Source organism: Streptomyces sp. RLA131, assembly GCF_056270125.1.
This window is the reverse complement of record NZ_JBWDOQ010000002.1, coordinates 3,768,095-3,789,779: the sequence shown is the minus strand read 5'-3', so window position 1 is coordinate 3,789,779 and position 21,685 is coordinate 3,768,095. Positions and strand designations below refer to the sequence as shown.

Annotated in this window: 21 protein-coding genes; 16 read left to right on the top strand and 5 right to left on the bottom strand. The window is 71.0% G+C overall.

Going from position 1 to position 21,685, the window contains the following annotated elements; genetic code table 11:
• The first annotated feature begins 2 nt into the window (after window positions 1–2).
• The 7 genes from RWE79_RS18105 to ygfZ all read left to right on the top strand — a co-directional run bounded on the left by RWE79_RS18105 (window position 3) and on the right by ygfZ (window position 10,178).
• The gene (locus RWE79_RS18105; protein WP_475941118.1) at window positions 3–1,004 is read left to right on the top strand and encodes an ABC transporter substrate-binding protein; all 1,002 of its coding nucleotides are present in this window, start codon (window positions 3–5) and stop codon (window positions 1,002–1,004) included.
• Window positions 1,005–1,188: 184 nt separating this feature from the next.
• Window positions 1,189–3,657, top strand: coding sequence for a GcvT family protein (locus RWE79_RS18100; RefSeq protein WP_475941117.1), 2,469 nt, complete (start codon window positions 1,189–1,191; stop codon window positions 3,655–3,657).
• Window positions 3,658–3,747: 90 nt separating this feature from the next.
• A complete protein-coding gene (locus RWE79_RS18095; protein ID WP_475941116.1) occupies window positions 3,748–4,980 on the top strand; it encodes a sarcosine oxidase subunit beta family protein in 1,233 nt (410 codons plus the stop codon).
• 95 nt (window positions 4,981–5,075) lie between these two features.
• Window positions 5,076–8,171, top strand: a complete 3,096-nt coding sequence (locus tag RWE79_RS18090; RefSeq protein WP_475941115.1) for a sarcosine oxidase subunit delta — start codon at window positions 5,076–5,078, stop codon at window positions 8,169–8,171.
• Window positions 8,164–8,739, top strand: coding sequence for a sarcosine oxidase subunit gamma (locus RWE79_RS18085; protein ID WP_475941114.1), 576 nt, complete (start codon window positions 8,164–8,166; stop codon window positions 8,737–8,739). The genes RWE79_RS18090 and RWE79_RS18085 overlap by 8 nt, the downstream gene beginning before the upstream one ends.
• 13 nt (window positions 8,740–8,752) lie before the next feature.
• Window positions 8,753–9,196, top strand: a complete 444-nt coding sequence (locus RWE79_RS18080; protein WP_475941113.1) for a Fur family transcriptional regulator — start codon at window positions 8,753–8,755, stop codon at window positions 9,194–9,196.
• A 10-nt stretch (window positions 9,197–9,206) separates the two neighbouring features.
• Window positions 9,207–10,178 (top strand): CAF17-like 4Fe-4S cluster assembly/insertion protein YgfZ, encoded by a 972-nt coding sequence (gene ygfZ / locus RWE79_RS18075; RefSeq protein WP_475941112.1) that lies wholly within the window; start codon window positions 9,207–9,209, stop codon window positions 10,176–10,178.
• 81 nt (window positions 10,179–10,259) lie between these two features.
• Here the strand turns inward: ygfZ and dtd are convergent, their stop codons facing one another.
• On the bottom strand, window positions 10,260–10,685 hold the full coding sequence (gene dtd, locus RWE79_RS18070) for a D-aminoacyl-tRNA deacylase (protein WP_475941111.1): 426 nt from the start codon (window positions 10,683–10,685) through the stop codon (window positions 10,260–10,262).
• 158 nt (window positions 10,686–10,843) lie between these two features.
• Here dtd and RWE79_RS18065 point away from each other — a divergent pair, with 158 nt between their 5' ends.
• Window positions 10,844–11,410, top strand: a complete 567-nt coding sequence (locus tag RWE79_RS18065; protein ID WP_475941110.1) for an RsiG family protein — start codon at window positions 10,844–10,846, stop codon at window positions 11,408–11,410.
• Window positions 11,411–11,532: 122 nt separating this feature from the next.
• Window positions 11,533–12,771 (top strand): GNAT family N-acetyltransferase, encoded by a 1,239-nt coding sequence (locus tag RWE79_RS18060; protein ID WP_475941109.1) that lies wholly within the window; start codon window positions 11,533–11,535, stop codon window positions 12,769–12,771.
• A gap of 62 nt (window positions 12,772–12,833) precedes the next feature.
• Here RWE79_RS18060 and RWE79_RS18055 read toward each other — a convergent pair whose 3' ends face one another.
• Window positions 12,834–13,016: a hypothetical protein gene (locus tag RWE79_RS18055; protein ID WP_475941108.1), complete on the bottom strand. Its 183-nt coding sequence runs from the start codon at window positions 13,014–13,016 to the stop codon at window positions 12,834–12,836.
• A 44-nt stretch (window positions 13,017–13,060) separates the two neighbouring features.
• The gene (locus tag RWE79_RS18050) at window positions 13,061–13,231 is read right to left on the bottom strand and encodes a hypothetical protein (RefSeq protein ID WP_475941107.1); all 171 of its coding nucleotides are present in this window, start codon (window positions 13,229–13,231) and stop codon (window positions 13,061–13,063) included.
• A 294-nt stretch (window positions 13,232–13,525) separates the two neighbouring features.
• On the opposite strand from RWE79_RS18050, the gene RWE79_RS18045 reads away from it, so the two are divergent.
• The 5 genes from RWE79_RS18045 (at window position 13,526) to RWE79_RS18025 (ending at window position 18,467) form a co-directional block, all read left to right on the top strand.
• Window positions 13,526–14,389: a GntR family transcriptional regulator gene (locus tag RWE79_RS18045; protein ID WP_475941106.1), complete on the top strand. Its 864-nt coding sequence runs from the start codon at window positions 13,526–13,528 to the stop codon at window positions 14,387–14,389.
• Between the two features lie 55 nt (window positions 14,390–14,444).
• Window positions 14,445–15,179, top strand: coding sequence for an HAD family hydrolase (locus tag RWE79_RS18040; RefSeq protein ID WP_475941105.1), 735 nt, complete (start codon window positions 14,445–14,447; stop codon window positions 15,177–15,179).
• Between the two features lie 37 nt (window positions 15,180–15,216).
• Window positions 15,217–16,401 carry a phosphotransferase gene (locus RWE79_RS18035; RefSeq protein ID WP_475941104.1) on the top strand — a complete coding sequence of 395 codons (1,185 nt, stop codon included), beginning with the start codon at window positions 15,217–15,219 and terminating at the stop codon, window positions 16,399–16,401.
• Entirely contained in the window at window positions 16,373–17,164 is a 792-nt protein-coding gene (locus RWE79_RS18030; protein ID WP_475941103.1) for an HAD family hydrolase, read from the top strand. Before RWE79_RS18035 ends, RWE79_RS18030 begins: the two co-directional genes overlap by 29 nt.
• A 250-nt stretch (window positions 17,165–17,414) precedes the next feature.
• On the top strand, window positions 17,415–18,467 hold the full coding sequence (locus RWE79_RS18025) for an aminoglycoside phosphotransferase family protein (protein WP_475941102.1): 1,053 nt from the start codon (window positions 17,415–17,417) through the stop codon (window positions 18,465–18,467).
• On the opposite strand, the gene RWE79_RS18020 is transcribed toward RWE79_RS18025, so the two are convergent.
• Complete coding sequence (locus RWE79_RS18020; RefSeq protein ID WP_475941101.1) at window positions 18,435–18,965, bottom strand: GNAT family N-acetyltransferase; 531 nt, start codon at window positions 18,963–18,965, stop codon at window positions 18,435–18,437. The genes RWE79_RS18025 and RWE79_RS18020 overlap by 33 nt on opposite strands.
• Before the next feature lie 85 nt (window positions 18,966–19,050).
• Between RWE79_RS18020 and RWE79_RS18015 the strand changes: the two genes are divergently transcribed.
• Window positions 19,051–19,980, top strand: a complete 930-nt coding sequence (locus tag RWE79_RS18015) for a dihydrodipicolinate synthase family protein (protein WP_475941100.1) — start codon at window positions 19,051–19,053, stop codon at window positions 19,978–19,980.
• A complete protein-coding gene (locus RWE79_RS18010; protein WP_475941099.1) occupies window positions 19,977–21,011 on the top strand; it encodes an aspartate-semialdehyde dehydrogenase in 1,035 nt (344 codons plus the stop codon). The genes RWE79_RS18015 and RWE79_RS18010 overlap by 4 nt, the downstream gene beginning before the upstream one ends.
• A 103-nt stretch (window positions 21,012–21,114) precedes the next feature.
• On the opposite strand, the gene RWE79_RS18005 is transcribed toward RWE79_RS18010, so the two are convergent.
• Window positions 21,115–21,660 (bottom strand): DinB family protein, encoded by a 546-nt coding sequence (locus tag RWE79_RS18005; protein WP_475941098.1) that lies wholly within the window; start codon window positions 21,658–21,660, stop codon window positions 21,115–21,117.
• Between the last annotated feature and the right edge of the window lie 25 nt (window positions 21,661–21,685).

Genomic DNA, 21,685 nt, shown 5'->3' with positions numbered 1-21,685 from the left:
TCATGGCTAGACAGGCAGGACAGACAAGGCAGGCGCGGTACCCGGGGCACTGGCTCACCGGCATCGCCGGGACGGCCGCCCTCGGCCTCACCCTCACCGCTTGCGGCGGGGCGAAGATCGGCGACACCACCTCCGACGCCGGCGGCAGCAGCTCCGGCAAGTGCGGCACCTTCAATCTCGCGGTGAACCCGTGGGTCGGCTACGAGGCGGACGCGGCGGTCGTGGCGTACGTCGCGGAGAAGAAGCTCGGCTGCACGGTCAAGAAGAAGGACCTCAAGGAGCAGGTCGCCTGGCAGGGCTTCGGGACCGGCGAGGTCGACGCGGTCCTGGAGAACTGGGGCCACGACGACCTGAGGAAGAAGTACATCACCCAGCAGAAGACCGCCGTCTCGGCCGGCCAGACCGGGAACAAGGGGGTCATCGGCTGGTACGTACCGCCGTGGCTGGCCAAGAAGTACCCCGACATCACCAACTGGAAGAACCTCGACGAGTACGCCGCGAAATTCAAGACCTCCGAGTCCGGCGGCAAGGGCCAGTTGCTCGACGGCGACCCGTCGTACGTCACCAATGACGCGGCGCTGGTGAAGAACCTGGACCTGGACTTCAAGGTCGTGTACGCGGGCAGCGAGACCGCGCTCATCCAGGCCTTCCGGCAGGCCGAGAAGAAGAAGCAGTGGGTCATCGGCTACTTCTACGAGCCGCAGTGGTTCCTGTCGGAGGTGCCCCTGGTGAAGGTCGATCTGCCGGCCTGGAAGACGGGTTGTGACGCGGACGCGGCCAAGGTCGCGTGTGACTATCCCGTATACGACCTGGACAAGATCGTCAGCACGAAGTTCGCCAAGTCCGGCAGCCCCGCCTACGACCTGGTCAAGAACTTCAACTGGACGAACGACGACCAGAACCTGGTGGCGAAGTACATCGCCGTGGACAAGCTGTCGGACGAGGCCGCGGCGAAGAAGTGGGTCGACGCCAACCCGGGCAAGGTCGCCGCCTGGCTGAAGTGAGCCACCGGAGCGACCCCGGCGACATGTGCCCGGCGGGCTGCTCAGGCAGCCCGCCGGGCACCTGCGTTCCGCCCTCTTGGCCAGGTGTGTTCCACCCTCTTGACACCTCCCGGAGGGCACGGCACATTGAGTTGCGCAACCTGAATCCTGTTGCGCTCACAGCAACTCAAGCGGAGGTGCGGCGATGGCGGGACCCCGAGTGGTCATCATCGGAGCGGGTGTGGTCGGCGCGGCGCTGGCGGACGAACTGTCCGCCGCCGGCTGGACCGAGGTCACCGTCGTCGACCAGGGCCCGCTCCCCGCCACCGGCGGCTCGTCCTCGCACGCGCCCGGCCTGGTCTTCCAGACCAACTCGTCCAAGACCATGACCGAGATGGCCCGCTACACCGTCGAGAAGTTCTGCTCCCTCGACGTGGACGGAGAGCCCTGCTTCCTCCAGGTCGGCGGCCTCGAAGTGGCCACGACCCCGGAGCGCCTCGCCGAACTGCGGCGCCGCCACGGCTGGATCACCGCCTGGGGCGTACCGGCCCGCCTGGTCGGCCCCGACGAGTGCGTCGAACTGCACCCGCTCGTGGACCGTACGAAGGTCCTGGGCGGCCTCCTGGTCCCGACGGACGGCCTCGCCAAGGCCGTCCTCGCCGTCGAGGCGCAGATCCGGCGGGCCACCGGGCGCGGCGTCCGCTTCCTGGCCCGCCACGAGGTCCTCGACATCCTCCAGGAGGACGGCCGCGTCACCGGCGTCCGCACCGGCGTCCGCACCGACGCCGGCAGTGACCTCCCCGTCGACCTCCCCGCCGACATCGTGGTGTGCTGCGCCGGGATCTGGGGCCCGAGGATCGCCCGTATGGCCGGCCTGAACCTCCCGCTGACCCCGCTCGCCCACCAGCTCGCCTGGACCGGCCCGGTGCCCGCCCTGGAGGGCCAGACGCAGGAGGCGGTCCGCCCGATCCTGCGCCACCAGGACGCCGACCTCTACTACCGCGACCGCTTCGACCGGATCGGCATCGGTTCCTACGGCCACCGCCCGATGCCGGTCTGCGCGGACGACATCCTGGCCTTCGACGCGGCCGACGGGATGCCGTCCGTCATGACCTTCACCGAGGACGACTTCGCCGACGCCTGGACCGAGACGCGGGCCCTGCTCCCCGCCACCCGCGAGGCCAAGATCGAGGAGGGCATCAACGGTCTCTTCTCCTTCACCACCGACGGCCTCCCGCTGCTGGGCGAGTCACCGGACCTGAAGGGCTTCTGGGTCGCCGAGGCGGTCTGGGTCACCCACTCCGCCGGCGTCGCCCGCGCGGTCTCCGAGTGGCTGGTGGACGGCCACTGTTCGTCCTTCGACCTCCACGAGTGCGACCTCAACCGCTTCGAGCCGCACCAGCTCTCCCCGGAGTACGTCCTCGCCCGCGACTGCCAGAACTTCGCCGAGGTCTACGACATCCTCCACCCCCTCCAGCCCTCCGGCACCCCGCGCCCGATCCGCACCAGCCCCTTCTACGCCCGCCAGCAGGAGGCCGGCGCCTTCTTCCTGGAGGCGAACGGCTGGGAGCGCCCCCAGTGGTACGAGGCCAACGAGGGCCTGCTCGAAGGCCGTTCCATCCCGACCCCCAACGACTGGGCCGCGCGTTACTGGTCCCCGGTCGTCGGCGCCGAGGCCCAGACCACCCGCGAGACCGTCGCCATGTACGACATGACGGCCCTCAAGCGGCTCGAAGTCAGCGGGCGGGGGGCCGCCGCGTTCCTGGAGCGGCTGTCCACCGGCAAGGTCGACAAGTCCGTCGGCTCGGTCACGTACACCCTGCTGCTGGACCACGACGGCGGCATCCGCAGCGACATCACCGTCGCCCGGCTCGCCCGCGACCGCTTCCAGGTCGGCGCCAACGGCAACCTCGACCTCGACTGGTTCACCCGGCACCTCCCGGACGACGGATCGGTGGCCGTCAGCGACATCACCCCCGGCACCTGCTGCATCGGTCTGTGGGGCCCGCTGGCCCGCCAGGTGCTCCAGCCGCTCACCGACTCCGACTTCTCGGGCGCCGGCCTGAAGTACTTCCGCGCCAAGCACGCGTACATCGGTTCGGTGCCCGTCACCGCCATGCGCCTGAGCTACGTCGGCGAGCTCGGCTGGGAGCTCTACACCACCGCCGACCAGGGCCTGAAACTCTGGGACACCCTGTACGCGGCCGCCCGGCCGCTGGGCGGGATCGTCGCCGGTCGCGGCGCGTTCAACTCCCTCCGCCTGGAGAAGGGCTACCGCTCCTTCGGCACCGACATGACGTACGAGCACGACCCCTACGAGGCCGGGCTCGCCTTCGCGGTGAAGGAGGACAAGGAGACCGACTTCATCGGCCGGGCCGCGCTGGCCCGCCGCAAGGCCGACGTGAAGCGCCGCCTGACCTGCCTCACCATCGACGACCCGGCGGCCGTGGTGATGGGCAAGGAGCCCGTCTACGACGGCGCGCGGGCGGTCGGCTACGTCACCAGCGCCGCGTACGGCCACACCATCGGCAAGGGCATCGCCTACGCCTGGCTCCCGGCCGGACTGGCCGAGCCGGGAAGGCGGCTGCACATCGGGTACTTCGACCAGCGCATCGAGGCCGTCGTCGCCGCGGAGCCGCTGTTCGACCCGTCCATGTCCCGCCTCCGCGGCTAGCGCCGTGGCCGCGACCGTTCACCGCACCGCGCGGCCACCGGACGGACCCGGTGAACCAACCCGGTCCCCGCACCAGTCAGGAGACGCCCGATGACCCCCCGCACCCCCGGCGCCGACCTCCCCGAGCACCCCGACTGGCTCTGGCGTACGCCCGAACCCCGGAAGTCGTACGACGTCGTCATCGTCGGCGGCGGCGGACACGGTCTCGCCACCGCCCACTACCTGGCGAAGAACCACGGCATCACCAATGTCGCCGTCCTGGAGAAGGGCTGGCTCGCGGGCGGCAACATGGCCCGCAACACCACCATCATCCGTTCCAACTACCTCTGGGACGAGAGCGCCGGCATCTACGAGCACTCCCTGCGGCTCTGGGAGGGCCTGGAGGAGGAGCTGGACTACCCCATCCTCTTCTCCCAGCGCGGGGTGCTGAACCTCGCCCACTCCCTCCAGGACGTCCGCGACAGCGTCCGGCGCGTCGAGGCCAACCGCCTCAACGGCGTCGACGCGGAATGGCTCGACGCGGAGGGCGTCCGCGAGGTCTGCCCGATCGTCAACATCTCGCCCGACGTGCGCTATCCCGTGCTGGGCGCCACGTACCAGCCGCGGGCCGGCATCGCCAAGCACGACCACGTGGCATGGGGCCTGGCCCGCTCGGCGGACGCCGCCGGCATCGACATCATCCAGAACTGCGAAGTGACGGGCATCGACATCGCCGGCGGCCGGGTCGTCGGCGTACAGACCACCCTGGGCCCGATCGCGGCCGGCAAGGTCGCGCTCTGCTCGGCGGGCCACTCGTCCGTGCTCGCCGCGATGGCCGGCTTCGAACTGCCGCTGCAGAGCCACCCCTTGCAGGCCCTGGTCAGCGAACTGCTGGAGCCCGTCCACCCCACCGTCGTGATGTCCAACGCCGTCCATGTGTACGTCAGCCAGGCCCACAAGGGCGAGCTGGTCATGGGCGCCGGCATCGACTCGTACAACTCCTACACCCAGCGCGGCGCCTTCCACATCATCGAGGAGCAGATGTCCGCCGCGCTCGAACTCTTCCCGGTCTTCGCCCGCGCCCATGTGCTGCGCACCTGGGGCGGCATCGTCGACGTCAGCCCCGACGCCTCCCCGATCGTGGGCCTGACCCCCGTCGACAACCTCTACCTCAACTGCGGCTGGGGCACCGGCGGCTTCAAGGCCACCCCCGGCGTCGGCTGGGTCTACGCCCACACCATCGCCCACGGCACCCCGCACCACCTCAACGCCCCCTTCTCCCTCGACCGTTTCACCACCGGCGCGCTCGTCGACGAGCACGGCGCGGCCGCGGTGGCCCACTGATGCGGCTTCGCCCCGGACCCGTGCCGCCGCCCCGGAACGCCCCGGCCGCCGCCCCCGCGGCGGCCCCGCTCGACTGCGCGAGGTGATCTCACGACATGCTGCTCATCCCATGCCCCTGGTGCGGACCCCGCGACGAGTCCGAGTTCCACTACGGGGGCCAGGCACACATCGCCTACCCCGAGGACCCGGCCGCCCTCACGGACGACGAATGGGCCCGCTACCTGTTCTTCCGCGACAACCCCAAGGGCCCCTTCGCGGAACGCTGGACGCACGCGGCCGGCTGCCGCCGCTGGTTCGACGCGGTCCGCGACACATCCACCAACACGTTCGTCGACCCGAGTTGCGGGCAGACAGCCGTTCCGCATGGCGGAACGGACGGCCACAACCCACCCACCGGCGGCCGGCCGGCAACGGAAGCGGCGGGATCCGCGGCGGCGGCCCCGGTTCCGGGAAGGGGCGGGGTGGGGAACGCCGGCCAGCCGTTCCGGCTCACCGAGGGCGGCCGGGTGTCCCGGCACGAACCCCTGACGTTCACCTTCGACGGCACGCGGTACGAAGGCCTCAGGGGCGACACCCTCGCCTCCGCCCTCCTCGCCAACGGCGTCATCCGCACCGGCACCAGCATCAAGCTCGGCCGCCCCCGCGGCATCTTCTCCGCCGGCGTCGAGGAACCCAACGCCCTCATCCAGATCGAGGAGCCCTTCCCCGAGCCGATGCTGCCCGCCACGACCGTCGAGCTGTACGACGGTCTCGTAGCGACCGGCCTGCCCGGTCAGGGCCGCCTCGCCACCACCCCCGACCCGGCCCGCTACGACGCCGTGCACGCCCACTGCGACCTGCTGATCGTCGGCGCCGGCCCGGCCGGGCTGGCCGCGGCGGCCGCCGCCGCCCGCAGCGGCGCCCGCGTCATCCTCGCCGACGACCAGCCCGAGCCCGGCGGCAGCCTGCTGGGTACCGGCCGGCACCTGGAGTGGGCAGCGGACGTCGAGGCACTCCTCGCCTCGGCCCCCGACGTACGCGTCCTGCGCCGCACCACCGTCTTCGGCTACTACGACGACAACCACCTCCTCGCCGTCGAGCGCCGCACCAACCACCTCGGCGCCGCCGCCCGGCCGGAGGTCTCCCGCGAGCGCGTCCACCGCATCCGCGCCCGCCGCGTCATCCTGGCCACCGGCGCCCACGAACGCTCCCTCGCCTTCCCCGGCAACGACCGCCCCGGCGTGATGCTGGCCGGGTCCGCCCGTACCTACGTCAACCGCTACGGGGTCGCCCCCGGCCGCCGGGCGGTGGTCTTCACGACCAACGACAGCGCCCACGCCGCCGCCCGCGACCTGGCCGCGGCGGGCGTGGAGGTGGCAGCCGTCGTCGACACCCGCCGGGGCGAGTACGTGACCGGTACGGAGGGCGCCGCGGCCGACGGCCGTCTCACCGCCGTCCTCGTCGGCGACCGCCGCTTCGACGCCGACCTCCTCCTGGTCTCGGGCGGCTGGAACCCCGTCGGCCACCTGTTCAGCCAGGCGGGCGGCAAGCTCCGGTACGACGAGACGGAGGGCACCTTCGTCCCCGTACCGGACTCCGCACGCCAGGCCGTGGAGTTCGTGCGCTCCGCCGCCGAGGGCGCGGCCGCCGCCGCCCGCGCGCTGGAGGCCGAGGGCTTCGTACCGGAGCAGCCCCAACTGCCGCCCGCCGAGGCCGAACCGCAGGCCGCCCCGGAGACGGTCTTCGTCGTCCCCGGCACCGGCGCCGGCCGGACCGCCTTCGTCGACCTCCAGCGTGACGTCACCGTCGCCGACCTCGGCCGTGCCACCGCCGCCGGGATGCGTTCGGTCGAGCACACCAAGCGCTACACGACCGCGGGTACCGCCAACGACCAGGGCAAGACCTCCGGCGTGCTGGCCTCCGGCACCGTCGCCCACCTCCTCGGCGTCGACGTGTCCGCCCTCGGCACCACCACCTTCCGGCCCCCGTACACCCCCGTCTCCTTCGCGACCCTGGCCGGCCGCCACCGCGGCGCCCTCCTCGACCCGATCCGCACGACCGCGCTCCACCCCTGGCACGCCGCCCACGGCGCGCTCTTCGAGAACGTCGGCCAGTGGAAGCGCCCCTGGTACTACCCGCGCGGCGGCGAGGACATGGAGACCGCCGTGCTGCGCGAGTGCCGGGCCGCCCGCGAGGACGTGGCCTTCATGGACGCCTCCACCCTCGGCAAGATCGACGTCCGGGGACCGGACGCCGGGGTCTTCCTCGACCGGATCTACACCAACCTGATCAGCACCCTGCGGACCGGCATGATCCGCTACGGCGCCATGGCCCGCCTCGACGGAATGATCTTCGACGACGGCACCGTCATCCGCCTCGCCGAGGACCGCTTCCTCGTCACCACCACCACCGGCAACGCCGCCGCCGTCCTGGACTGGATGGAGGAGTGGCTCCAGACCGAATGGCCCGGCCTGCGCGTCCACTGCACCTCCGTCACCGAGCAGTGGGCCACCGTCGCCCTCGTCGGCCCCCGCTCCCGCGAGGTGCTGGCCGGGCTCGCCCCGGACCTCGCCACCGGCAACGCCGACTTCCCCTTCATGGCCTGGCGCGACACGACCGTGGCCGGTGTCGCCGCCCGCGTCTGCCGGATCAGCTTCTCCGGCGAGCTGGCGTACGAGATCAACATCTCGCCGTGGCAGGCACTGACCGTCTGGGAGGCCGTCCACGCGGCCGGAGCCACCCCGTACGGCACCGAGACCATGCACGTCCTGCGGGCCGAGAAGGGCTACCCGATCATCGGCCAGGACACCGACGGCACGGTCACCCCCCAGGACCTCGGCATGGGCTGGGTCGTGTCGAAGAAGAAGCCCGACTTCGTCGGCAAGCGCTCGTACGCCCGCGCCGACGCCGTCCGCCCCGACCGCAAGCACCTCGTCGGGCTGCTCCCCGACGACCCGGCCGACCTGCTCCCCGAGGGCACCCAGCTGGTCGCCTCCGAGGTGCTCCCGGCACCCCCCGTCCCGATGCTCGGCCATGTCACCTCCAGCTACCGCAGCGCGGCCCTCGGCCGGACCTTCGCCCTCGCCCTGATCAAGGGCGGCCGGGACCGCGTCGGCGAGCGCCTGTACGCCCCCGTCGGCGACCGGCTGGTCCCGGTGACCGTCGCCGGCCCCGTCCTCTACGACCCCGAGGGAGCCCGCCGCGATGGCTGACGCCACCCACGCCCCAGGCACCACCCACGCCTCCGGCGCCGTCCACATCGACTCCGCCGCCCTCCGCCTCGTGGAGCTGCCCCACGTCGCCCAGCTGAACATCCGGCTGGACCCCAAGAGCCCGGCCGCCGACGCCGTGGGCCTCGCCGTCGGCCTGGACCTCCCCCGGGAGGCCAACACCGCCACCACCCACGGCGACCTCACCGCCCTCTGGCTCGGCCCCGACGAGTGGCTGCTCACCGGCCCGCCCGGCAGCGCGGCCGGCCTGGAGGAGCGGATCACCGGCGCCGGGGCCGAGGCCGTCACCGACGTCTCCGCGGCCCGCACCGTCCTGCGCCTCACCGGCCCCCGGGCCCGCGACCTGCTGGCCCACGGCTGCGCCCTGGACCTGCACCCACGCGTCTTCGGCCCCGGCCGCTGCGCCCAGACCATGCTGGCCCGCGCCCAGGTCGTCCTGGTGGCCCGGGAGGACGGCTTCCGGATCCTGGTCCGCTCCTCCTTCACCGGCTACCTCACCCAGTGGCTGCGGGACGCCGCGACGGAGTACCTCCTTCCGGGGCGCGGCTGAATACACTGGAGCGGTGGCGACCACGGACTGGAAGAGCGACCTCAGGCAGCGCGGGTACCGGCTGACACCGCAGCGCCAGCTTGTCCTGGAGGCCGTCGACACCCTCGAACACGCCTCCCCGGACGAGATCCTCACCGAGGTCCGCAAGACCGCCTCCGGGGTCAACATCTCCACCGTCTACCGCACCCTGGAGCTGCTGGAGGAACTGGGCCTGGTCAGCCACGCCCACCTGGGCCACGGCGCGCCCACGTACCACCTCGCGGACCGGCACCACCACCTGCACCTGGTCTGCCGGGACTGCGGCACGGTCATCGAGGCCGACGTGTCGTTCGCCGGCGCGCTCACCGACCAGTTGCGGTCCGGCTTCGGCTTCGAGACCGACATGAAGCACTTCGCGATCTTCGGTCGCTGTGCCGACTGCTCGGCCAAGGCCGGGAATTCAACTACCGGCCCGTAGTCTTGAGCCCATGAAGCGACAATCAACGACCAGCCCTTTGCTGTCGCTCCCCGGCGCCGTCCCCGCGGAGGGCCCCGACGAAGGCGTCGCCGCCCATTACGGGGACCTGTTCCGTGAGCAGCGCGCCCTCGCGGACGGCACGGGCTTCGTCGACCTCTCCCACCGGGGCGTCGTCACCGTCGTCGGCGAGGACCGCCTCTCGTGGCTCCATCTGCTGCTCACCCAGCACGTCAGCGAGCTGCCGCCGCACCAGGCGACCGAGGCCCTGATCCTCTCCGCCCACGGCCATATCGAGCACGCGCTGTACCTCGTCGACGACGGCGTCACCACCTGGATCCATGTCGAGCCGGGCACGGCCGGCGCGCTCGTCGCCTACCTGGAGAGCATGAAGTTCTTCTACCGGGTGGAGATCGCCGACGCGACCGACCGCTACGCCCTGGTCCACCTCCCGGCGGGCAGCATCGCCCCGGTACCGGAGGGCTGGACGGTACGCGAGGCCTCGTACGGCCGTGACGTCTTCGTCCCGCGCGACGAGCTGGAGGCGTACGCCAAGACCGTCGGCAACCCCATCGGCACCCTGGCCCTGGAGGCGCTGCGCATCGAGGCGCACCGCCCGCGCCTGGGCCTGGAGACCGACCACCGCACCATCCCCCACGAGCTGGGCTGGCTCACCACCGCCGTCCACCTCGAAAAGGGCTGCTACCGCGGCCAGGAGACCGTCGCCCGGGTCCACAACCTGGGCCGGCCCCCGCGCCGCCTGGTCTTCCTGCACCTCGACGGCAGCAATGTCACCCTCCCCGGCCACGGCACCCCGCTCCGCCTCACCGAGGACGACCGCCCCATCGGCACGATCACCTCGTCGGCCCGTCACTGGGAGCTGGGCCCGATCGCCCTCGCCGTCGTCAAGCGCAACGTCCCGGCCGACGCGACGCTGCTGGCCGACGGCACGCCGGCCGCACAGGAAGTGATCGTCGAGCCGTAGGCTCCGCCCGTTCCGTCCTCGATCGCCGGACCCGCCGGGATCGGCCCCGCGATCGAGGACGAGACGCGCACCGGCGGGCGGCTAGAGATCGACGATCACCGTGAACGGCCCGTCGTTCGTCAGCGACACCTTCATCTCGGCCCCGAACCGCCCCGTCTCCACCTGCGCGCCCAGCGCCCGCAGCTGCGCGACGACCTCGTCGACCAGCGGCTCGGCCACATCCCCCGGCGCCGCCGCGTGCCAGGTGGGCCGCCGCCCCTTGCGAACGTCACCGTAAAGCGTGAACTGGCTGATGACGAGAAGCGGCCCCGCCACGTCCGAGCAGGACTTCTCGCCCGGCAGGATCCGCAGGCTCCACAGCTTGCGGGCCAGCAGCGCCGCCTTCTCCGGGGTGTCCCCGTGTGTCACCCCCACCAGCACACACAGCCCCGGCCCGACGATCTCCCCGACCGTCGCGCCGTCGACCACCACACTCGCTTCGCTCACCCGCTGGGCCACCGCACGCATGGGGCCATTCTGCCCGTCCCAGGGGGCGCGCGGCCCGAACCCCGCGCACCAGTACGCAGCGGCCGTTCGGGTGCAGAGTCGCTGCGCCCCACCACACCGAGGTGGCACGATCGAAATCCGCCGTAAGGCGGGGAAGAGGGCACGAGGGGACGACAGGCATGACCAACCGTACGAACCAGACAGGCGGCGAGCCCATGCTCAAGGCACCCAACCCCCGCAGCCCGTTCGCGGACACCGGGCCCGGACCGGACCTGACCGCCCTGGGCCTGGACGGGCTGCGCACGCTGCGCCGCGACGCCCAGCAGGAGGAGGCCGACCTGTCCTATCTGCGCCGGCTCCTCCAGGGCCGCATCGACATCCTGCGCGCCGAGACGAACCGCCGTACGCGGCCGGACTCGCCGGTGCTCGACCGCCTCCCGGAGATCCTCACCGACACCCCGTCCCGGCACCGCTCCTCCGCCCGCCATGTCACCCTCGGCATCCCGGTCAGCGAGCGCTACCGCCGGGTCGCCGAGGACATCCTCGACGAGGTCGCGCTCTCCGACCTGACGGCCCGCACCGACGACGAACTCCACGACGCCATGGGCCGGCTGGTCCGCCACGAACAGCAGGTCTCCCGTCGCCGCCAGACCCTGCAACGTACGGTCGACGGCTGCAGCCGGGAGATCGCCCGTCGCTACCGGGCCGGTGAGGCCAGCATCGACGACCTGCTGGCCGGGGACTGACCGGGCCGCCCGGGAGCCCATGAGCCCGTGAGCCGGCGAGCCCGGGAGCCCGTGAGGCCCCGAGCCCGGGAGCCTGCCGAAAACGGGAGGCGCCGCGCCGCGCGGCCGCATAGCGTGCGGGGATGAGCCCCGACGTGCGCACCCTGACCGCCTCCGACCTGCCGCAATGGCTCACGGCCGCCAACTTCGGCTTTCTGCATGCCGACCCCGTCACCGACGAGGAGGCCGATGTCCGAGGCCGCGGCATCGACCCGGCCCGGACCCTGGGCGCGTACGACGCCGGCCGCTGCGTGGCCACCTTCCGCAGCATGCCCCGCGAGCTGACCGTCCCCGGCGGGGCGCTGGTCGCCGCCAGCGCCGTCACCAACGTCTCGGTGAGCGCCACCCACCGCCGCCGCGGCCTCGCGAGCCGCATGATGGCCGCCGAGCTCACCGCCGCCCGCGGGCGCGGCGAGGCCCTCGCGATCCTGATCGCCGCCGAGCACCCCATCTACGGCCGCTTCGGCTTCGGCCCCGCCACCACCATCACCGAGTGGCGGATCGACGTCCCCCGTGCCGGGCTCGGCCCCCGCACTCTCCCCGCCGGCGCCCGCGTCGACTTCGCCGACCCCGCCGAGGTGCTCGTCCTCGGTCCCGAGCTCCACGACCGCTTCCGCCGCCGCACCCCCGGCGCCATCAACCGCACCGACCTGTGGTGGGAGTTGGAGACCGGCACCGTCCGGATACCCTCCGCCGACTGGAAGGATCGGTTCCATGTCGTCTACCGGGACTCCACCGGCCGCCCCCAGGGCCTCGCCACCTACAGGGTCGACGACAAGTGGCACGGCATGTACCCCGACTGCCCGCTGACCGTCAGCAACCTCGTCGCCACCACCCCCGAGGCCGAACGCGCGCTGTGGCACCACGTCCTGTCCGTGGACTGGGTCACCCGGGTCAGCACCGGCTTCCGCGCCCCGGACGATCTCCTGCCCGACCTCCTCGGCGACCCCCGCTCCGCCCGCGTCGACCACTCCACCGACTTCATGTGGCTCCGCGTCCTCGACACCCCCGCCGCCCTCACCGCCCGCACCTACGCCGCCCCGGGCACCCTCGTCCTCGACGTCGAGGACCCCGCCGGCCATGCGACCGGCCGCTTCGCCCTCGACGTCCGGGCCGACTCCACCGCCACCTGCGTCGCCACGGACGCCGCCCCCGACCTGACCCTGCCCGTCGGCACCCTGGGCGCCCTCTACCTCGGCGACGCGTCAGCGGTCCGGTTCTCCGCCCTCGGCCACCTCACCGAACACACTCCGGGCGCCGCCGCCCGCCTCGACCTGCGATTCCGCACTCCACGCCGACCGTGGTGCCCCGACATCTTCTGAGGGGCGAGCGGCGCGTGCAGTCAACCCTGTCCGGCAGCGGCCAAGTTGTATGGTGCGGTTCCTCAGGTCACCCACCAAACCGACCGGATCGCTATCAGCACCAGCAGGCCCCCGGCACAGAACACCTTGGGGGACCGTCCCTTCCAGCCCACCGCCAGGACGAACAGTCCGACCGCCATGAGCGGCCCGTACGCCTGCTCCAGCAGCCGGCCCAGGAGTGCGAGCGCGAGTTCGTTCCACAGCATGAGCCCACCTCTTTCCGGGTGCTGACGGCCGGGGCGGTACGGTCCTACCGGGCGGCCAGCAGCAGGGCGATCACCACGAGCCCGACGCAGGTGACCGTGGTGTTCCGGGCCTTGTGGCCCACGGTGAACACCCCGAAGGCGATGGCACCGGCGGCCCCGTAGCGGTACTGGACGATCTGCTCGAAGGCGAAGGTGCACAGAGTCAGAACGGGCATGTGGATCCCTCCTTCTCTGAGCCGGAGCTCAGACGGACCGATCAACTGGCCCTCAAATAAGACTGGTTGACCTACTTGTCTTGTCCCCTCGCTTGATTGGTCTCACACCGACCAGACGACCGGTCCAACTTGTTGTCCTGAACCGGCCGATTTTGTATGCGTCGGCCAGCATCCCTGTGCAGCGCCCGCTCCAGGCGTCGGGTCGTCCGGGCTGGTCAGCGTCGTCCGGCTCGAAAGCCGCTTGTTTTGGTAAGTCAATTACGCACAGCAGTCGCGTAGTTGTATGGTGGTCAAGTGAGCCCTGACCGTGCAGCCACCGGTGAGATGAAGTTCCAGCACATCGCGGATGTGCTGAGGATGGACATCATCGAGGGCAAGTACGGGGTCGGACAGCGGATCCCCACCCAGCAGGACCTGGTCAAGCGGTTCGGCGTCTCGCGGGCCACCGTCCAGAAGGCGCTCGCGGAGCTGCAGGACGAGGGGCTGATCGAATCCCGGCAGGGCAGCGGCGCGACCGTGCTGCCCCGGGAGAACGGCCGCTCGCCGGCGGTGACCACCGGCCACTCGCCGATGGTCGTTCTCGGGCCGTACATCCAAGCGGCGTTCGAAAGTCCGGACGTGACGCTGGATCTGTTCACCCTGACGGCGGAGTCGATGGACGCGCATGTGCGCACCCAGGCGCTTCGTATCCACAGCGGTGAGATCCGGCCACAGAGCATCGCTATGCGGCTCCTGCTGCCCAGTCTCGACATCCAGCTCGCGCTGCCCCGCGCCAAGGACGATCCGGACGACCAGCGCCCGCTGGAGCGGCTGCGGAAGATCAGCAGGCGGTCCATCGAGTCGCTCCGCTACGCCCTGACCGAGTTGCAGCTCCTCGGTCTGGTGCCGGCGGTGTCGGTCGAGATCAGAACCGTGAATTTCACGCCCAGCATGAAGCTCTACCTGCTCAATGGCCGGGAGGCGCTCTTCGGGCTGTACCGGGTGGTGGAACGCCCGGTGGAGCTTGATGGTGAAATGACCGAAATATTCGATGTGCTGGGGATGGGGGCAACGCTCTTCCGGCATGTCAGGGACGAGGATCCGAAGTCCCGCGACTCGGTATTCGTCGACGAGGCCCAGCGCTGGTTCGACTCCTTGTGGGAGCGCCTGGCCGAATAGAGGGGCTCAGGAGGCAGTGTTCAAGAGATCTTGTCCGCGGGTCGACACTGGCGGGGTGACTTCCATCGCCTCTGACCCTGATCGCCTGGCCGGCTTCCTGGGATCCGTCGAATGCGTCCTGTTCGACTTCGACGGTCCCATCTGCGACCTGTTCGCGAAAAGGAGGGCTCCGGAGGTGGCCGACCGGATGGTCCGTTTCCTTGTGAAGCACGGACTTCCGCCGGGTGAGCTGCGTTTTCTGGACAGCCCTGCCCATGTTCTGCAGGACGGCTTCGGTTATTTCGCGCGCCGCGATCCGGCTGTCGCGAAGAGTCTGGTGAGGTTGGCCACGCGTGAGGAGAGCGAAGCCGCGCGGCTTGCGAATCCCACGGATGATCTCGGCCCATTACTTAAAGAACTGGCAAAGGGTGGGTGCGGGGTGGCGATAGCGACCAATAATGCCCCGCAGGCCGTCCATATCTTTTTGGACAGGAACGGGCTCGCGGAATCTTTTCAGGGATTTGTCTACGGACGGAAGAGACCCGCCCTGATGAAGCCCGATCCGGACTGTCTGTTCCGCGCGATGCGCAAATTGGACGTAGCGGGCGATCGGGTGCTCATGCTCGGGGACTCACCGGCCGACGCGATGGCTGCCGCCCGCGCCGGTGTGCTGTTCGTGGGAATCGCCGGTAAATCGAGCGAGAACCGAACCGGCCTCGAAGCGCTGGACGTCGAGCATCTGATCGAGTCGCTTCCGGAGTTGAGTCTGGCTTTTGAGACAAGGCGGGCGGCGGCCGGTGCCCGGCTGTAGTCTGCCTTGCATTGCCCCTTGATCATTCCGAGGAACCATGATCCGCGTTGTGACGGCCCTGGTAGCGAAAGCCCTGATGACGGGGTGGATGCTTTACGCCGGGCGGCCCAATGGCAGCGCCCCGATGCTGTCGGGTAACCACAACGTCAACCGGAAGACTGTGGCAAAAGGCCGGCTCATCAGGAAAATCCTGCGCTTGGATCAGGCCGAGACCGTAAAGATTCGCGTCCCCATTGAGGGCGCCATCAGGTTCGACCGGCAGGACTGGACGTCGGAAGAACGTCTGCTGAAGGCCCTGGGGTGTTTGCCCCGCATGCAAGGACATATCGCCCAGTTGCTGTTCGACACCCGTTCGAGGTCGGTGCACGAGTTCGCCGAGGGGTGTGTTCTCGGTGACCGGCGCCCCGGCGGTGAACGTCTGTACCGGCGTCAACTGGACGGCGTGGAACGCCTCTTCGCGCTGATCGTGTCGGTCCGCCGGGACGAACTCCCCGACCCGTGCGGGGTCGTGCCTTCGTCGGCGACCGAGTTCCTCCGGAGCCAGGCGGACTTCACTCTTCGTGAAGTGTACGAAGGCGAACGATTCTTGCGCTATCGTCCCCTTTTCCAGCGGTTCGGCATTGTCCCGGAACTTCTTCACGACTATGTCCGGCGGCTGCCCGAACTGCACGACCGGCCGCTCGCCTTCGTCCACGGGGATCTGCACCGGGCCAACATCGTGGTGAAGCCCGGCGGCAGAGGGCTTGTCCTGCTGGACTGGGAGCTGGCGCGGTTCGCCGACCCGCTGTACGAGCTGGCCACGCATCTGTGGCTCATGGACTACCCCGACGCCCAGCGGCCCGAGGTGATCAGACGCTGGAAGCGTGCCGTGTCCGGCGTCAACCGTGAATTCGCCAGGGGCGCCGACTCCGATCTCCCGGTCTACGAGGGCTACAAGCGGGTCCAGTCGCTGATCACGGATGTCATCCGCGGGGCGGAGCGGCTGGAGCGGGGCGAAGCCTCGCTGGAGCAGGACGCCCGCGCCGTCGTGCGTCTGATGCGTGAGGCGTCGAAGGAACTCGCCTTCGACCGGCTGCCCACGTACGACGAGGTGGTCCTGACCTACCGCAGTTCGGTCAGTTCCGCCACAAGGCCGTGGTGGAAGACTGGGAGGTCCGGGAGGCCCGTGTCGACGAGTATGGAAGGCGTGTCCAGTGGACCTGCTGTCCCTGCGTTCGCCTGAGCACCGCGAGCAGCGCGAGCAGCGCGAGCGGAACGAGTCGAGCGAGCCGAGCGGCGCCCTGGTGTCCCTCGAACAGGCCAAGTGTGTCCTGTTCGATTTCGACGGGCCGATCTGCCGGCTGTTCGCCGGTTATTCGGCCCCCCGGATCGCCCGGCAGGTCAAGCGTGCCTGCAAGGCCGAGGGTGTGGCGCTGCCGAGGAGGCTGGCCCGGTCGAGGGATCCCCATGGCATCCTCTGGCGGCTGCCCGGCGTGCTGGCGGCCGACCGTCCGCTCGCGGACAAGGCGGTCGGACTGGCGGAGAGCGTCCTGTCCGCCGGTGAGCTGCGGGCCGCGGATTCGGCCGAGCCGACTTCCGGGGCGGCCGGGCTGATCCGTACCCTGCACGAGCGGGGCATGATGCTGGCCGTCGTCAGCAACAACTCGAGTTCGGCCATCAACCACTACCTGCGTCTGCACGGGCTGACGTCGATGTTCGGCGGACACGTCTACGGCCGGCAGCCCGATCCGGGCCTGATGAAGCCCGACCCCGACTGCCTCCTGCGGGCTCTGGACGCGCTGGGTGCCTGGCCCGGGCAGTGCGTGATGATCGGGGACTCCGGCGCCGATGTGCGGGCCGCCGCCGCCATCAAGGAGATCCGCGACGAGCCGGTGGGATTCATCGGATACGCGCGCAACAGGCGAAAGGCGAGGATTCTCCGTGACGCCGGGGCGCTCGTGCTCGCCGGTTCGATGGACCAGCTCCATGACGCGTTCGATTCGTGAACTCCGCCGGCGGCCGCTTGGCGGACTGCCCGCCGGGGAATGAGCCATCCGGTTTGGACTGACAGGCCGGTAACGAGCCGCCTTTCCTGTGCCTCTCGTCAGCCACGTGTCCTCTGGGTGCTCTGTCGACTGTTGAGGGAGAGTTGTGACTCGCCAACCTGGGCTCTCGGAAGGGTGCCTGGAGCCGTGGGCGCCGGTGCCCCGGCGGTCGCCGGGGGACGGCATCGTGCCGGTCAGGGGTGCGCCCCGCATGTGCGGACACCACCATGAGCATCACCTCGGCAGGGTCGTCGACGCCGAACTGGCGCGCCGCTGGGGGATCGCCCAGGACGCGCTGGTGAAGCTGCGGCGCACCATTCCCGGCGTTCCCTCGGTGGTCTGCCGCGTGTGGCCCAGGGAGGCGGACATCCTCGCCGCGGTCCACCGGTGCGTGCCCAACACGCCCAGGCACCTGGGGGAGTGGAGGGGCTATGCCGTGCACACCTACGTACCGGGCCGGGCCGTGTCCGCGTTGAGGCGGCCGTCGTGGGTCATGCCGAGCCGGCACTGCATGCGGCAACTCATGACGTTCTTCCGCCGGATGGCGCGGGTGGACATCGGCTCGCTGCCGGACCGGCCAGTCGGATGGCCCTCCGACGGGGACTCCACAGGTTTCTTACGGCGGTTGGTGGACCTCACCGAGGACGAGGTCCATGCCCGCAACCGCGACGAGTTCGGCACGCTCTTCCAGGAGTTCGGTGTGCCGCCCGACGCGATGAAGGAGTTCGGTCAGCGGATACCGAGACTCGGCAAGCGGCCCTTCTTCCTGCTGCACACCGATATGCACCGGGACAATCTGGTCATGCGGCCGGGAGGAACCCTGTTTCTCCTCGACTGGGAGCTGGCCATGGTGGGCGATCCCCTCCACGAACTCGCCACGCACCTGGTGCGGATGAGATATCCCGGCAGGCACGCCCGGCGCTCCGTCGTCGCCCAGTGGATGACCGCGATGAGTGATGTGTCCGGCGAGGCGGTCCGGGACGTGAAGTCCGATCTGCGCTGGTACCTCGACTACGAGTACGCGCAGTCGATCTACCCCGACATCATCCGGGCCGCGCTGCGGTACGAGGCGGATTCCGGAGAGGCGGCGGAACGGGCGGCGGTCCGGCAGGTCCGGAGCGCCCTGGAAGCCGCCCGCAGGCCCTTGCGGCTGCGGGTTCCGGACGCCGAGGGCATCCGCGGGCGGTTGGCCGACTGGGTGGCGCCCAGGGGTGGCCGGGGGAGGGCCGGCTCAGCCGGCCGATGGCTGTGGCCCACCGGCTGACGGCAGCACCAGCGCCATCCACCGCTCCGGCTCCGCCAGCGGCTCGAAGCCGACCTTGGCGTAGACGCCGTGCGCGTCGTGCGTGGCCAGCAGGATGCGGCGCACGCCGCATGACCGGAGGTGGTCGCGGGCGGCGGTGGCGAGGGCGGTGCCCAGGCCCCGGCCGCGGGCGGCGGGGGAGACGTAGACGTCGCAGAGCCAGGCGAAGGTGGCGTGGTCGGTGACGACGCGGGCGTAGCCGAGCTGGGCGCCGGAGCGGGAGTCGTAGGCGCCGAAGTTGAGGGAGGCGGAGATGGCGGCCTCGGTGGTGGGGCGGGCGCGGCCGAGGGCCCAGTAGGCGTCGGTGGAGAGCCAGTGGTGGATGAGGTCGCGGTCGAGGCGGCCGGGGTCGGTGGAGATCTCGTACGGGGCCGGGGCGTGGGCCGGGGCGTGGGTCGGCGCGGGGGCCGGCGGGTGGGGCGGGGTGAGGGCCGGGGTGAGGGCCGAAGCGTCGGTCATGGGGCGTCAGGGTAGCGGTGCTTACCGGTTCGGTGCAGGACAATTAAATAGACCTTGAGGGTGGGGATGCCGCAGGGTCGGGGGCATGGGCTTGCGGAGCATGCACGGGATTCACGTACCGCTGATCACGCCGTTCGGCGAGGACGGCCGGATCGACGCGGAGGCGCTGGAGCGACTGGCGCACGAGGTGTTGTCCGAGGGGGCGGCGGGGCTGGTCGCGCTGGGGACGACGGCGGAGGCGGCGACGCTGGACGCGGGGGAGAAGGACCGGGTCAGGGCGGTGGTGGGGCGGGTCTGCCGGGGTTTCGGGGCGTGGTTCACGGTGGGCGCGGGGTCGAACGACACGGCCGCGACCGGGCGGGAGCTGGCCGGGCTGGAGGCGGATGCCGCGCTGGTGCCGGTGCCGCCGTTCACCCGGCCGTCGCAGGACGGGGTGATCGCGCACTTCGAGCGGGTGGCTGCGGAGTCCGCCGTACCATTGATTGTCTACAATATCCCGTATCGCACCGGGCTGACCCTGAGCGCGGCCACCATCCGCAGGCTCGCCGCCGTCCCCGGGATCATCGGCTTCAAGCACGCGGTGGGCGGCATCGACGCCGACACCGTGGCGCTGGTGCGCGAGGTCCCGCTGTACGCGGGCGACGACCTCTTCGCCCCGGCGCTGCTCGCGCTGGGCGCCCCCGGCGCGATCCTGGCGTCGGCCCACCTCGGCACGCGGCGCTGGGTGGAGCTCTTCAGGGCCTACGACCCACGGCTCGGCCACGAACTGTCGGCGCTGGCCGCCACCCTCTTCGCGGAGCCCAGCCCGGCCGTGATCAAGGCGGTGCTGCACGCCCGGGGCCGGATCCCGACCCCGGCGGTACGGCTGCCGCTGCTGCCGGCCGGCCGCTCAGCGCGTGAGACGGCTCTCCGGGTACTCGCCGGGTCGGGGGATACTCGGGACCGGGACAGTACGCCCGCGGCGTACGCGAATGCGACAACCGGAAACACCGGAGAGACGGGACAGACGCGATGAGGATCGGAATCGTCGGAGCCACCGGCCAGGTCGGCGGGGTCATGCGCAAGGTGCTGGCCGAGCGCGACTTCCCGGTGGAGCAGCTGCGGCTGTTCGCGTCGGCCCGCTCGGCCGGACGGACGCTGCCGTGGAACTTCGGCGGCGAGGTCCGCGACGTGGTGATCGAGGACGCGGCGACCGCCGACTACAGCGGCCTGGACATCGTGCTGTTCTCGGCCGGCGGCGCGACATCGAAGGCGCTCGCCGAGAAGGTCGCCGGGCAGGGTGCCGTCGTCATCGACAACTCCTCGGCCTGGCGGCGCGACCCCGAGGTGCCGCTGGTGGTCTCCGAGGTCAACCCGCACGCGATCGCCGACCGCCCCAAGGGCATCATCGCCAACCCGAACTGCACGACCATGGCCGCCATGCCCGTGCTGCGCCCGCTGCACGACGAGGCCGGGCTGACCGCCCTGGTCGCCACGACCTACCAGGCCGTCTCCGGCTCGGGGCTGGCAGGCGTCGCCGAACTGGACGGGCAGGTGCGCAAGGTCGCCGACCGCGCCGCCGAGCTGACCTTCGACGGCGAGGCCGTCGAATTCCCCGAGCCCGCCGTCTACAAGCGCCCCATCGCCTTCAATGTGCTGCCGCTGGCCGGCTCGATCGTGGACGACGGCTCCTTCGAGACCGACGAGGAGCAGAAGCTCCGCAACGAGTCGCGCAAGATTCTGGAGATCCCCGGCCTCAAGGTCTCCGGCACCTGCGTGCGCGTGCCCGTCTTCTCGGGCCACTCCCTCCAGGTCAACGTGCGCTTCGAGCGCCCGATCAGCGTCGAGCGGGCCTACGAGCTGCTGGCGCAGGCCCCCGGCGTCGAGCTGTCGGAGATCCCGAACCCGCTCCAGGCGGCCGGCAAGGACGCCAGTTACGTGGGCCGGATCCGCGTCGACGAGACCGTGGAGAACGGTCTGGCGCTCTTCCTGTCCAACGACAACCTGCGCAAGGGCGCGGCGCTCAACGCCGTCCAGATCGCGGAGCTCGTCGCCGCACAGCTGTGAGGCAGGGCCCCTCGGGCCCCTCGTCCCCGATCGCCGCACGGGCAGGCCGAATATCCAGCCGTGCGGCGATCGGGGACAGGCGCGCGGCCCGGCGCCGCGGAACTCACCGGTCGTCCGCCGACTCCTCGGCGACCAGCTCGAAGGCGGTCCTCCCGTCGAGCGACTCGCGCACGATGTCCGCGTGCCCGGCGTGCCGGGCGACCTCCTCGATCAGGTGCAGCAGGATCCACCGGGCGGTGACCTTCATGCCGGGCGGGAACCACGGGGCGGACGGGAGGGCGACCGTCACCTCCAGGTCGGGCAGGCCGTTGACGGCCTCCTCGGTGGCGCGGGCCACCTCCGCGTAACCGGCGAGGACGGAGGCGAGCGTCTCGCCCTGTTCGGTCAGCAGCCGGAAGCCGCTGACGTAGTCCGCCTCGGTGCCGGCGAACTCCGGGCGGCCCAGCAGTGTGCCCTGCACCCACACCTCCTCGGTGCGGGCGACATGCTTGACCAGCCCGGCCAGTGTCAGTTCGCTCGTACTGGACCGGGTCGTGGCCTGCTCCTCGGTGAGCCCGCGCACCGAGCGCCGCAGGGCGCCGCGCTGCGCGGCCAGGAAGGCCAGCAGTCCGTCACGCTCGTCCGTCTCGGCACGCACCAGGGTCGGCATGGGGTCCACCTCTCGTCGCGGGGCG

What these genes read in the sequence shown, in the direction of transcription:
- RWE79_RS18015 (WP_475941100.1), top strand. Translation starts at nt 19,051, where the DNA reads ATGGGCTTGCGGAGCATGCACGGGATTCACGTACCGCTGATCACGCCG.
- RWE79_RS18020 (WP_475941101.1), bottom strand. Translation starts at nt 18,965, where the DNA reads ATGACCGACGCTTCGGCCCTCACCCCGGCCCTCACCCCGCCCCACCCG.
- RWE79_RS18060 (WP_475941109.1), top strand. Translation starts at nt 11,533, where the DNA reads ATGAGCCCCGACGTGCGCACCCTGACCGCCTCCGACCTGCCGCAATGG.
- RWE79_RS18090 (WP_475941115.1), top strand. Translation starts at nt 5,076, where the DNA reads ATGCTGCTCATCCCATGCCCCTGGTGCGGACCCCGCGACGAGTCCGAG.
- ygfZ (WP_475941112.1), top strand. Translation starts at nt 9,207, where the DNA reads ATGAAGCGACAATCAACGACCAGCCCTTTGCTGTCGCTCCCCGGCGCC.
- RWE79_RS18085 (WP_475941114.1), top strand. Translation starts at nt 8,164, where the DNA reads ATGGCTGACGCCACCCACGCCCCAGGCACCACCCACGCCTCCGGCGCC.
- RWE79_RS18100 (WP_475941117.1), top strand. Translation starts at nt 1,189, where the DNA reads ATGGCGGGACCCCGAGTGGTCATCATCGGAGCGGGTGTGGTCGGCGCG.
- RWE79_RS18035 (WP_475941104.1), top strand. Translation starts at nt 15,217, where the DNA reads ATGATCCGCGTTGTGACGGCCCTGGTAGCGAAAGCCCTGATGACGGGG.
- RWE79_RS18105 (WP_475941118.1), top strand. Translation starts at nt 3, where the DNA reads ATGGCTAGACAGGCAGGACAGACAAGGCAGGCGCGGTACCCGGGGCAC.
- RWE79_RS18005 (WP_475941098.1), bottom strand. Translation starts at nt 21,660, where the DNA reads ATGCCGACCCTGGTGCGTGCCGAGACGGACGAGCGTGACGGACTGCTG.
- RWE79_RS18065 (WP_475941110.1), top strand. Translation starts at nt 10,844, where the DNA reads ATGACCAACCGTACGAACCAGACAGGCGGCGAGCCCATGCTCAAGGCA.
- RWE79_RS18025 (WP_475941102.1), top strand. Translation starts at nt 17,415, where the DNA reads ATGTGCGGACACCACCATGAGCATCACCTCGGCAGGGTCGTCGACGCC.
- RWE79_RS18095 (WP_475941116.1), top strand. Translation starts at nt 3,748, where the DNA reads ATGACCCCCCGCACCCCCGGCGCCGACCTCCCCGAGCACCCCGACTGG.
- RWE79_RS18010 (WP_475941099.1), top strand. Translation starts at nt 19,977, where the DNA reads ATGAGGATCGGAATCGTCGGAGCCACCGGCCAGGTCGGCGGGGTCATG.
- dtd (WP_475941111.1), bottom strand. Translation starts at nt 10,685, where the DNA reads ATGCGTGCGGTGGCCCAGCGGGTGAGCGAAGCGAGTGTGGTGGTCGAC.
- RWE79_RS18055 (WP_475941108.1), bottom strand. Translation starts at nt 13,016, where the DNA reads ATGCTGTGGAACGAACTCGCGCTCGCACTCCTGGGCCGGCTGCTGGAG.
- RWE79_RS18050 (WP_475941107.1), bottom strand. Translation starts at nt 13,231, where the DNA reads ATGCCCGTTCTGACTCTGTGCACCTTCGCCTTCGAGCAGATCGTCCAG.